Source organism: Rhodoferax lithotrophicus (genome assembly GCF_019973615.1).
GTDB lineage: Bacteria > Pseudomonadota > Gammaproteobacteria > Burkholderiales > Burkholderiaceae_C > Rhodoferax > Rhodoferax lithotrophicus.
Map to the genome: position 1 here is coordinate 2,413,540 of NZ_AP024238.1, position 12,809 is coordinate 2,426,348.

General features: G+C 56.7%; 5 protein-coding genes. All 5 read left to right on the forward strand.

Annotation, left to right across the window (positions count from 1 at the left end; translation table 11 throughout):
* Positions 1 to 189 precede the first annotated feature (189 nt).
* The 5 genes from LDN84_RS11300 (at position 190) to LDN84_RS11325 (ending at position 12,655) form a co-directional block, all read left to right on the forward strand.
* Complete coding sequence (locus LDN84_RS11300) at positions 190 to 2,394, forward strand: type I secretion system permease/ATPase (RefSeq protein ID WP_223912631.1); 2,205 nt, start codon at positions 190 to 192, stop codon at positions 2,392 to 2,394.
* A complete protein-coding gene (locus LDN84_RS11305) occupies positions 2,391 to 3,830 on the forward strand; it encodes an HlyD family type I secretion periplasmic adaptor subunit (RefSeq protein ID WP_223912633.1) in 1,440 nt (479 codons plus the stop codon). Before LDN84_RS11300 ends, LDN84_RS11305 begins: the two co-directional genes overlap by 4 nt.
* Positions 3,831 to 4,024: 194 nt before the next feature.
* On the forward strand, positions 4,025 to 4,960 hold the full coding sequence (locus LDN84_RS22990; protein ID WP_276572424.1) for a hypothetical protein: 936 nt from the start codon (positions 4,025 to 4,027) through the stop codon (positions 4,958 to 4,960).
* Positions 4,953 to 5,609 (forward strand): hypothetical protein, encoded by a 657-nt coding sequence (locus tag LDN84_RS11320; protein WP_223912635.1) that lies wholly within the window; start codon positions 4,953 to 4,955, stop codon positions 5,607 to 5,609. The genes LDN84_RS22990 and LDN84_RS11320 overlap by 8 nt, the downstream gene beginning before the upstream one ends.
* A 38-nt stretch (positions 5,610 to 5,647) precedes the next feature.
* A complete protein-coding gene (locus LDN84_RS11325) occupies positions 5,648 to 12,655 on the forward strand; it encodes a Tle-like phospholipase domain-containing protein (RefSeq protein WP_223912637.1) in 7,008 nt (2,335 codons plus the stop codon).
* Positions 12,656 to 12,809 lie beyond the last annotated feature (154 nt).

Genomic DNA, 12,809 nt, shown 5'->3' on the forward strand with positions numbered 1-12,809 from the left:
TCCCCGCCTTGGTCAACTGTCCCAAGACATACATTCACAAGGCACACCATTTCTCCAGCCAAGATCACTTCAAATGATTTGATGCGCAAATATCCCCCGTTTGGGGGATGGTCACACATTGTTACGCCTGCTACATTTTTTAATAATTTAAAGCAGCCCAGCAAATGCGGGGACTTCAGGGATGATTTAGTGACAGCAAAAGCAAAAAATGAAGGTGTTGCTCTGGATGCCCTGTGCGCCATAGCTCGTCTGCACCAAACCGCCGCTGACCCGGCCACCCTGGCGCACCAGCTGGGTCTCTCCAGCAGTGAACCGCTCACCACACCTGACCTGCTGCAAGCCGCCCAGCACCTTGGCCTCAAAGCCAAGCTCAGTCGCAGCACACCAGAGCGTCTGGCCCTGATTCCCTTGCCTGCACTGGCCCTGATGCGTTCGGATGACGATAGTTTGCGAGTGGTGGTACTGGCCCAAAGCGACGGCAAACGGGTGCTGCTCCAGGATTTTGCGCAAGGTAGCACTGGTCGTCCGACCATCGAACCGGTTGAAGTCTTTGCCAGCCAGTGGACCGGCCAACTCATTTTGATCAGCAGCCGCGCCAGCTTGGCCGGTGCACTGGCCAAGTTTGACTTCTCATGGTTCATCCCCGCGCTGGTCAAGTACCGCAAGCTACTCGGTGAAGTGCTGTTGATCTCTTTCATGCTGCAACTCTTTGGCCTGGTGTCGCCTTTGTTCTTCCAGGTGGTCATGGACAAAGTTCTCGTCCACAAAGGCATGACCACGCTGGACGTGCTCGTCATCGGACTGGTCATCGTCGTCATCTTCGAGAGTGTGCTCAATGCCCTGCGTGCCTACGTCTTCAGCCACACCACCAGCCGCATCGATGTCGAGCTCGGTGCCCGCTTGTTTCGCCACCTGGTGCAACTGCCCCTGGCCTACTTCCAGACCCGCCGGGTGGGGGATTCGGTGGCCCGGGTGCGCGAGCTGGAGAACATCCGCAGCTTTCTCACCGGTAATGCCTTGACCGTGCTGCTGGATGTGTTCTTCTCCATCGTCTTTATTGGGGTGATGTTCTTCTACAGCGTACCGCTGACACTCATCGTGCTGGTCAGTTTGCCGCTGTACTTTGGTCTGAGCCTGGCAGTTGTCCCCATCCTGCGCAGCAGATTGGATGTCAAGTTTGCCCGAGGGGCCGAGAACCAGTCCATGCTGGTCGAAACCGTCACGGGCATCCAGACCGTCAAAGCCACCGCGCTGGAGCCTGCCTTTTGCAAACGCTGGGACAACCAGCTGGCCGCCTATGTCTCTGCCAGCTTCAAAACCCAGAACCTCGCCACCGTGGCCCACGAAGCTGTCAACCTGATTGGCAAGCTGGTCAATGCCGCCACCCTCTGGTACGGCGCCCACCTGGTGATGAACAACGATGTCGTCACCGGTGTCGGTTTGACGGTCGGCCAGTTCGTCGCCTTCAACATGTTTGCCCAAAGAGTGTCGCAACCCATCATGCGGATGGCCCAACTTTGGACAGATTTTCAACAAACCGGTATCTCGGTAGCCCGCCTGGGCGACATTCTCAACACCCGCACCGAAGTACCCCCCAGCAGCACCGCCCAGTTGCCGGCCCTCAAAGGCCGCATCACCCTCGACCAGATCAGCTTTCGCTATCGCCCTGAAAGCACCCCGGTCTTGAACAGCGTCAGCCTGGACATCAGGCCCGGTGAAATCATCGGCATCGTCGGCCGCTCAGGTTCGGGCAAAAGCACCCTGACCAAGCTGGTGCAGCGCCTGTACACGCCAGAGGGCGGCAGGCTGTTGGTGGACGGTATCGACATCAGCCTGATCGATGCCGCACAACTGCGCCGCCAAGTCGGTGTCGTCTTGCAAGAAAACCTGCTGTTCAACCGCAGTGTGCGGGAGAACATCGCCATCACCGACCCGGCAGCCCCCATTGAAGCGGTGATGCGCGTGGCCCAACTGGCAGGTGCCCACGACTTCATCAGCGAACTCACCGAAGGCTATGACACCGTGGTCGGTGAACAGGGTGGCTCCTTAAGTGGCGGCCAACGCCAGCGCATCGCCATCGCGCGTGCCCTGTTCACCAACCCGCGCATCCTGATCCTGGACGAAGCCACCAGCGCCCTGGACTACGAGAGTGAAGCCATCATCCAGAAGAACATGGCCCACATCTGCCAAGGCCGCACCGTGCTGATCATTGCCCACCGCCTGTCTGCCGTGCGCCACGCCCACCGCATCATCGTCATGGACAAAGGCCGAATAGTCGAAGCCGGGCCCCATGACACCTTGGTCAAACACCCCCAAGGCCTCTACGCCCACCTGTGGCGCATGCAGGATGGCGGGCGGCCTACCGAAGAAGAGAAAGAAGAAGTCAGCGCATGAAGACCCAACACCCCCTGCGCGAACTCCTCTCCCGCTACAAAGCCATCTTCCAGCATGCCTGGGTCCACCGCGCCGAGCTGGCGGGCCCCAGCCGCCTGGCTGATGAAGTCGCTTTTCTTCCAGCCGCCCTGAGTCTGGTGGAAACCCCGGTGCACCCAGCCCCGCGCCGCCTTGCCTATGGCCTGATGGCCTTGTTTGTCATCGCCCTGGTCTGGGCCTACTTTGGCCAGGTTGACATCGTCGCCGTGGCCCCTGGGCGCATCATCGTCAGCGAGCGCACCAAAGTTATCCAGCCGCTGGAAGCCAGCATCGTCAAAAAGGTACGGGTCAAAGACGGCGATAGGGTCACCGCAGGCCAAGTGCTGGTCGAATTGGATCCCACCATGGCCAGCGCCGACAGTGCCAACGTGCAAGAACAGCTGCACACCCAGGCCTCGGAAATCATGCGCACCAGAGCCCTGCTCAAGGCACTCTCAAATTCAGAGCTTCCTGCGCAGATCAATACTGCGCTAGAGCCCTATTTAGCCTATAAACCCAGTCCAACACTGGCCCCATCCATCCAGGCCCAATTGCAATCCGAATGGCAAGACATCCGCGCCAAACTCGCCAAGCTTGATGCCGAAGCGAACCGCCGCCAGGCCGAAATGGCTACCGTCAAAGCCAGCATCGCCAAACTGGAAGCCACCCTGCCCATGGCGCAAGCGCGAGAGGCGGACTTCAAAACCCTGGTCGCCCAAGGCTTCATGTCCGGCCACGCCACCCAGGACAAAACCCGGGATCGCATCGAACTGGAGCGCGACCTGGCCGTGCAACGCGCCCGGCTGGCTGAAGTGCAGTCCACTGCCGCAGAGACCGAGCAAGCCAAAGCCGCTTACCGAACCGACACCCAGCGATCCTTAAGCGAACGCCTGGCCCAGGCCAGTAGCAAACACAGCCAACTGCAAGCCGACTCCGCCAAAGCCACGCAGCGTGAACGCCAAACCCAGCTCACCGCCCCGGTGGACGGCATCGTGCAGCAACTGGCGGTGCACTCGGTGGGTGGGGTGGTCACCAGCGCCCAGCCTTTGATGATCGTCGTGCCCGACAGCCCCACGGTGACGGCCGAGGTGAGCATTGCCAACCAGGACATTGGCTTTGTGAATGCGGGCCAGCTGGCTGCGGTGAAGCTGGAGACCTTTGCCTACACCAAGTACGGCACGGTTGATGCCAGGGTGGATGTGGTCACGGCAGATGCGGTGACCGATGACAAGAAGGGCAGTTACTACCCGGCCATTCTGACCCTGAGTCAGCGCGACATGCTGATCGACGGCAAGCGCATTCCCTTGAGCCCGGGGATGAACATCACGGCGGAGATCAAGACCGGGCAGAGACGGATCATTGAGTACCTGCTGAGTCCGGTGCAGAGGGCGGGGAGTGAGAGTTTGCGGGAGCGGTAGTAGGTGTCATGGGGCGCGGATACACGGTTAACTACAGGAGATTAAAAACTATGAATTTAATAGCTGGTTGTGCGCATCCATTGGGCGCTAGAGGGGGATTTTTTTGTGAGAGGTTAAAACGATGTTTAAGAAGACGGACTGACGACACTTGCATTGTGGATAACGAGGGCGATGTGATTGTGGAGCCCGACAGCGTGATCGCCAGCGCCGGTGATGACCGCGTGCAAGGCGGCCTGGACAACGACCAGATCGACGGCATGGGTGACACGCCAGATCAAAATTTTATTGAAAGGTTGCTGCGCCAGGAACTGGGCGCTGCGGGTGTGCAGACCACTTCGTCCAGTACGAGATTTTTGGACAAATTTGTAGCTGATCTCGGGCGTATGACGTCCACGGACGGGACTATAGCCAATGCCCGTTGGCAAAAGTCCCTGACAGTGACTGCCATGGATTACAACAACAACAAGGAGGCAACCAACGCCAAGCAATTCTTCACCTTGACATCGGGTGCCATCTACTTCGATCTAAAAGACATCAACCCCGCCACGCTCAAAAGCCTGCCACTCCTTAAAACAGCCGCCTCCAGCACCGCAACCGGTGACGACCCCTTTGTGGGCGGATCAGAAATCGCCAACGCCACAGCCTGGCATGTGCAAACCGGCAGCGGAGCCATGAATTGGCAGGAAAGCACCGTCGCCAACGACTTGGCTATTGGTGGTGCAGGTGCTGATGTACTACGCGGCGGGCAGGGTGACATGGACACACCGTATCTGGCCGGACAATTCCACGCTGATGATTACCTGGATGGTGGAGACGGCAACGATGTCCTGTCGGGCGATGCGGAGGTGGCGCAACTGGCCCTAGCGTTCCACGGCAATGACCACCTTGATGGTGGCTCGGGTGATGACACGCTACTGGGCGGCGGGGGCTATGACATCTTGCTCGGAGGTGATGGTACAGACAAGCTGTGGGGCGAAGAACCGTGTTTACGACGGCGACGTAAACACTTAAACATTAAAGGCGATCACGCAGGTTCTATGTGGCTGATGAGGTACAAAGAATTGGGGTTCCGCATGAATAGCGTGCGGCGTCATTCCAGCACCGACAACGGAGAATTTTCAAATGTCTAAATGGCTCATCCCACTATGCAGCGTCGCCGCACTCGCAAGCGTCGGCTGCGACAGAACCCCACAAATCGTCAATGCCATGCAACCAACCCTATCCACTCAAGTAACGCACAACGGTAAAAAGATCGACATCGCCGAATGGAAAGAAGAAGTCCGGCTATTTGATGGCCGCACCGTCATTGTTAGGCGCAAGGCCACCGCGTACGCGGGTGGGTTTCCGAATGCGTCCCGTGGCAGTGACATTTCTACGGAATTTAAATATGAACCTATGGGAATAACTTGGAAGCATGAGATGAGTGATGTCAGTATCCGCCACCCAATTGCATTCGAGATTTTCAATGGTGTTGCTTATCTTGTTCTCTATGTTGGTGATCGATCTCTTTTGTTTTGTGCAGACAAACCACCAACTCAATATCTGGCCCAGTTTTTGAAATGGTCTGGTGGGGCATGGACGGAGGTCCCACAGGTCGATTTTCCCTCTGACAAGGCACTTCTCAATCTGTCCAGCGATTATTGGGGTCACACCGCCAAGGATGACGCCAAAGGCCTAATTCCTTGGGAGGGTAAGCGAACCGGTGGCAACGATGGCGAAACCGTAAAGAGCTTCTTCGAAGGATATCACCGCGTGTGCTCACTCCATCAAAAGAAATAACCTGCCTTTATAAATTCTGATTTTTTTGAGAACCAATCATGACAACCAATCTTGAATACGCGCTCTTCTCCGCCAATGTGTATGGCAACTCACCTCTGGTGCGATACGAACAGAACACCCTTCCAATACCCGACGGCTGGGACCCCATAGGAACACCGGTCATTCTGTCAGATGGCTTCATGGCCCGCGCCTACCAAAAGGGCAGCGAAATCGTTATCTCCTATGCCGGCACCACAAACGAAGACGCAATGGACTGGCTGACCGGCAACGTTCCCGGGGCAAGCGCTGGCTATCTCGCCCCTCAAATTACCGATGCCGCCAAGTTCTATCTGGATGTGGTTAAGAACAACCCCGGCGTTAGCAACATCAGTTTTACCGGGCACTCCATGGGTGGCGGTCTGGCATCCCTGATGGCGGTGTACTTTGACAAACCCGCCGTGGTGTTTGACCAGGCCCCATTTCAAAAGAGCGCGGACTCTTCCACCGTGGTCAGCGCGCTGAAGAACGCATTGACTGCTGCGGGCTACACCTTGCCCAGCACGTTTTCCTCCTATATCGCTTTGGACCCCACCGGCGCGCTGATCCCCAGCCCGACTCGTCAAGCCCGTGATGAACAGGTCACCCAGATTTACACCAAAGGCGAAGCCCTGTCCTTGGCCAGCACGACCATGTTGAATTTTGTTTCCGCGGGTTTGGGCCTGATCAGTCCCAAACTGTGGATGCTGGGGGCGGGGGTAGACAAAGTGTGTGGCAGTGAGATTGAAATTGATCCGCATGCCCAAACCGTTCTGGACTGGGGTACCACAGCATGGGGCTACACGGTAACCAGTGGCGACCCGGTCACCTTGCACTCCATCACCCTGTTGGCTGGCTTTTTGCAAAGCCCCGACTTCTTGTCGGTGGTGCGGGCATACCCAGAGTTGCTGCCGAGGATGTTTTCTGGGCTATATGCGAACGATCCGAAAAACAAAATCAACGCCAACCTCACCGATTTACTGGTGCAGCGCGAATACCGGGGTGAAGGCGCACTCGGTGCGCTGGCAGTCGATGTCAACAAGATCAACCGCACTGAGGGCCTGACCAGTCTCAAAGACCTGCCCGGATCGGATAGCAAAGGCATGAACAATGTCGCTGCCATATTGATGGACGCGGTGTTGGCGAATTTGTATGCGCAAGGCAAAACAAGGGCACCAGAGCAAGGCTTCGTTGGAAAATTCGACACTCTGCTGCGATCAGTCACTGGTGGCCTGACCGCTGACCTGCAAACCCTGAACAAAGAGGCCGATAAGGTTGAAGTGGAACTCAACCGCATGTTGGGTCTGCTGTTGGGTGATGAAGGCAATAGCGTGCCTCATGCTCATTACGCCCGCTGGACGTTGCAAAGCGGTGCAAATGCGTTGGCAGCCGACTTCAATGCCGATGCCCGTGAAGATGTGGTGATTGGCTACAACACAGCTGACACTATCAATGGTGGGGGAGGTGACGATGTTTTGGCGGGCCTTGATGGAGCCGACACCTTGAACGGCGGAGCAGGCCTTGACCGTATTTACGGCGGCGAAGGCAACGACATCCTCAACGGTGGCCTGTGTGGCGACTGGCTCTACGGCGGCGCAGGCTCAGACACCTACCAACTCAAAAGTGGTGAACTCTTTGATGTCATCCAGGACAGCGACGGCAACGGAAAAATCACTGTGAATGGCACGCAACTCACCGGCGGCAAGAAGGCCGACGACAACTACTGGATCAGCGCCGACAAACAATGGGGCTACCTGCTCACCAGCGGCGGTGACCTGGTCATCAGCAAAGGCTCCAGCCTCGACACAATCACCATCCGCAACTGGCAAAGCAATGGTGGCAACCAGCTGGGCATCGTGCTTGACAACGCGCAAGCGCCCGTTGACCCCAAGACCGGCATCCGGATATTCACCGGCGACCAACACGCCCAGCTGAACGCATCTGGTTACTACAAATGGGGAGAAACCAGCTGGGCCGCCGACGGCACCCTCACCGCAGGCGTGGCCGAGGCCGACTTTGCCGATGTCATCAGCGGCACCACAGGCGTTGACAAAATCTCGGGCCTGGGCGGCAACGACGCACTGAATGGAGGCGCGGGTAATGACGATATGGATGGCGGCAGCGGTGACGATTTGATAGGCGGTGGCGGGGGCTCGGACAACATCAACGGCGGCACAGGCAATGACATCATCTTCAGCGCACTCGATTTGAATGTGCCCCAGCGCATCAAAGCCGATGACACATGGAAAATGCCCGCCGGGCAAACCCTGGTGATCCAGGGCAGCACCTGGGGCTACGCAGTAGATAAAACCTCGCAAAGCACCAACTACCCCAGCTACCTGGGCCCACTGGCGCAAGATGACGCACCCGATGTGGTGAATGCCGGTGCGGGCGACGACACCGTAGTGACCGGGCGTGGAGATGACCGCATTGATGGGGGGTTGGGCAGCGATTCTCTCTGGGGCGGTGGTGGCAACGACATCATTACCGCAGGTGATGGGGGCGACATCATCTTTGGTGACGGCGACGCATCAGGCACATGGGACCCTGCTCTATTCACCAGCGCAGCCGAGCACGGCAACGACTTTTTGGACGGTGGCGCTGGCGACGACATGATTGTGGGTGGGGGTGGTAACGATGCCTTGTATGGCGGTGTGGACAACGACGTACTGTTCGGGGACAACTCAGAACGCGGGTTGGAGGAAGGTGTGCACGGCAACGACTACCTGGATGGCGAAGACGGCAACGACCAGCTGATGGGTGGTGGCAAAGACGATACCCTGTACGGTGGTGCAGGCGACGACAAGCTCTGGGGCGACAGTAGTGGCCTAACCGATGCGCCCACTTATGTGAGTCTGGCTTCTCAGGGCAATGACTACCTGGATGGTGAAGACGGCAACGACTACCTTGAAGGTGGAGCCAAAGATGACACGCTGTATGGCGGTGCAGGCAACGACCAGCTCTGGGGCGACACCAGTGCGGACAACGTTGCCAACCCGGCTGACAACGCACTGCTGTGGGGCAATGACTATCTGGACGGCGAGGACGGCAACGACCAACTGGTGGGTGGCGGCAAAGATGACACCCTGTTTGGCGGCACGGGGGACGACAACCTGTATGGCGACGAAAACATCGCCGTGCTGCAAGGGCCATACAACGGCAATGACTACCTGGACGGCGAAGACGGTAACGATCAGCTGGTAGGTGGTGGCGGGGACGATACCTTGTACGGCGGTGCGGGCGATGACAAGCTGTTTGGCGATGATGAACTCTCCAGAGTAGCCGCTGAGTTCCAAGGCAACGACATCCTGGATGGTGAAGACGGCAATGACTACCTGGACGGTGGTGGTGGAGACGACACCCTGTACGGAGGCACGGGCAACGACACCCTTAAAGGTGGCCTGGGAAACAACTACCTTGATGGGGGTGATGACACCGACAGCCTTGAGGTCAGCTCGGATAGCAACATCTTGCTGGGTGGGGCGGGTGATGACCAGCTTTTGGTGACCAGCGGAAATGACAACCTGCTAGACGGGCAAGACGGCAATGACCGGCTGTTTGTGACGGGGGACAACAACTCTCTGGCTGGGGGGGATGGGCTTGACTATTTGAACATTGTCAGCGGCAACGGCAATAAGCTTGATGGTGGCCAGGGTGATGACTTGCTCGATACCACGGGGGACAACAATGTGTTGTCGGGTGGACTGGGTGATGATCAATTGCAAACAGCCAGTGGCCAGCAAAACATGCTCAACGGGGATGATGGCAATGACCAGCTTTTTGTCACTGGTAACAACAACACGCTGCAGGGTGGCGCGGATAACGACCAGCTTGATGTCACCAGCGGTAATGGCAACATCCTGGATGGTCAAGACGGAGACGACCTGCTTTTTGTCGCTGGTAACAACAACACTCTGTTAGGTGGCACGGGTAACGATCAGCTTGATATGACCAGCGGTGATGGCAATACCCTGGACGGCCAGGAAGGTAATGACCGGTTTTTTGTCATCGGTAACAACAATACCTTGATGGGTGGTGCGGACAACGACCGTCTGGAAATTACCTCTGGTACCAACAATACCTTGATGGGTGGTGCGGACAACGACCGTCTGGAAATTACCTCTGGTACCAACAATACCTTGCTGGGTGGTGAGGGCAATGATGTCCTTCTTGTCGGCTCTGGTGGCAACTATTTGGACGGTGGTGCAGGCCGGGATATTTATGCCTTCAGACCTGGCTCAGGCGTGAACCACATTTCTGACAGTGGTGGCGGCAACACGGTGCAGTTTTACCGCTCGTTTGCCAGTGCCGGCCTGGTGCTGGGCATTGGCTCACTCAAGCTCAGTTTTGCCGATGGTGATGTGCTGCACATAGACGGCTTTGACCCGGAAGACCCGATCAACTCCTGCGCGGTGGACACATTCATCTTCGAAGACCGTAGCTTCACCCTACCTGAACTCCTGGCCCTGGGAGCACCAGACATCACCGGCACACCGCAAGACGACGTGCTGCAAGGTACACCGCTGGGTGAGCATATCGATGCCCTGGCGGGCAATGACACAGTCAGCGGTGGTGCGGGCAACGACACCATCAGCGGCGGCGAGGGAGACGACACCCTTCTGGGTAATTCGGGGGACGACACCTTGGCAGGTGGCGCAGGCAGCAACACCTTGAGTGGTGGCACGGGCAACGATACCTATGTGGTCAGCAGCCCGGAAGACACGGTGATTGAACTGGCAGGCGAGGGGGTGGACACGGTGCAAAGCAGTGTCAGCTACACCTTGGGTGACAACGTGGAGAACCTGACGCTGGTGGGCTCGGCGTATCAAGGAACAGGCAATGCTTTGGACAACCGTATTGATGCTTCGGCAACGGTTGACGGGGTCAGCTTGCAAAGTGGCGGGGGTAATGACACGCTGATGGGTGGTTATGGGCGCGACTATTTGTATGGGGGTGCGGGTAACAGCACGCTGATAGGTAACGCCGACGATGATGTGCTTGTCAGCGGCGATGGCACAGACACCATGATTGGCGGACGTGGTAATGACAATTACACGGTGAATAACGCCGCTGATGTGGTCATCGAGAATGCCGGGGAAGGCAATGATGTTGTGAACGCTTCGGTCAGCTATACGCTAAGTAACAACATTGAAATCATCGAACTTACTGGCACTGAAAACATTGATGCCATCGGCAATGAGTTGAACAATCAATTGTGGGGTAACAGTGGCAATAATATTTTGCAAGGCGGCGCGGGCAACGACGATTTCTTTGGGTTGGGGGGGCGTGATACTTTGATCGGTGGCACCGGCGATGACTACTATTTGGTGCAGGATGCCAACACGGTCGTTGTTGAGGCCGAGGGTGAAGGATTGGATACTGTCGGAAGCATAGTCAGTTATGGCCTGTCAGACCATGTTGAAAAGCTGATATTGAACGGAAACTCTGATATCTCTGGCACGGGTAACGCGCAGGATAACGCGATCATTGGCAACAGTGGGGCAAATACGCTGGATGGCGGTGGTGGCGCTGATGAGATGCGCGGCGGGCTGGGGGAGGATGTCTATTTTGTGGACAATGTGAACGACCGGACGATTGAAGACTGGGTGGGGCCAACTTACTCCAACGGGTGGAATGGGGAGTTTCAGTTGCCTGAAGCCGATACGGTGAATGCGTCAGTAAGTTTTGCGCTGGGCCAAAACCTGGAAAACCTCAATCTTCTTGGGGCAGATGACTTGAGGGGTACGGGCAATGTATTGGACAACGTGATCACCGGCAACAGTGGGGACAACATCTTGTCTGGTTTGGCGGGTAGCGATGTGCTGGATGGTGGTGTGGGCGCGGATGTGCTGGATGGCGGTTCGGGCAGCGATGTGTATTACGTGGATGACGTGGCTGATCAAGTGATTGACACAACGGCTGGTGAAATGCGCACTTCTTGGTATTGGGGTCGATCAGATCAAGGGTTTGAGAAGGGTTGGTGGTCTGATTACGACCGAGTGAATTCGTCGGTATCGTTTGTGCTTGGCTCGAACCTGGAGCAGCTTGATTTGACCGGCTCTGCCGACATTGATGGCCGTGGCAATGATTTGGCCAATCTGATCAATGGCAATGATGCCAACAATGTGCTTGAGGGCTTTGGGGGTGAGGATGCTCTGGCCGGTGGTGCGGGGGATGACGTGCTTGCTGGTGGCGATAGCAATGATCGTCTTGATGGTGGTTTGGGCAGCGATGCCATGGCCGGTGGTGCGGGGGACGACACGTATTGGGTTGACGATGCAGGGGATGTGGTGGTGGAGCAGGCAGGGGAAGGTGTTGATTTGGTGTATGGCTCGGTGGATATCACTTTGACAGCTGATGTTGAGAATTTGAGTTTGCTGGATGGCGCAGTGGTTGGCATCGGTAATGACAGTGATAACCAGATTCTGGCCAACACTGCTGACAACTTTTTGGACGCTGGCGCTGGCGATGATGTGGTGGATGGCTTTGCTGGCAATGATGTGCTAAAGGGTGGGGATGGCAATGACAACCTGTTTGGTGGGCACGATGATTTTGTGGAGAGTGGGTCCAACACGCTCTTTGGAAACGCAGACACGATAGACGGTGGCTCGGGCAATGACACGATTGATGGTGGCTCCGGTGATGACATGATCATGGGCGGCAGTGGCGACGACACACTTTTTGGCGGTCGCAATGATGGTGCCGAAGGGGGTGATACCCTGTCCAACAATGATCAAATAACTGGTGGTGACGGCAACGACGCGATAGATGGTGGGTCTGGTGCAGATACCTTGCTGGGCGGTGCGGGCAATGATGTGATTTATGGTGGTGATAGTGGCGGTTCGCGTTACTACGATCCAGGGTCAGACTCATTGGTGAACATGTCCGATGATGACTTCATCGATGGTGGTGACGGTAATGATGAAGTTTATGGAGAGCAAGGTAATGATGTTGTTCTAGGTGGCGGGGGCGACGATTTAATGGATGGTGGCTCTGGCAATGATGTTTTGATGGGTGGGGGGTGGGGTTGATGATGTTGTCGGGGGGGAGGGTAACGATGTTCTGTACAGCAGCCATTTGGGCTGGACGGCGCAGCAGATTGGCGCTATTTCAAGCTCTTCAGATTTAGCCAGCCCGACAACACCGCTGGCCACGCCTGTGATAGTTACCTCAACGGAGGATAAC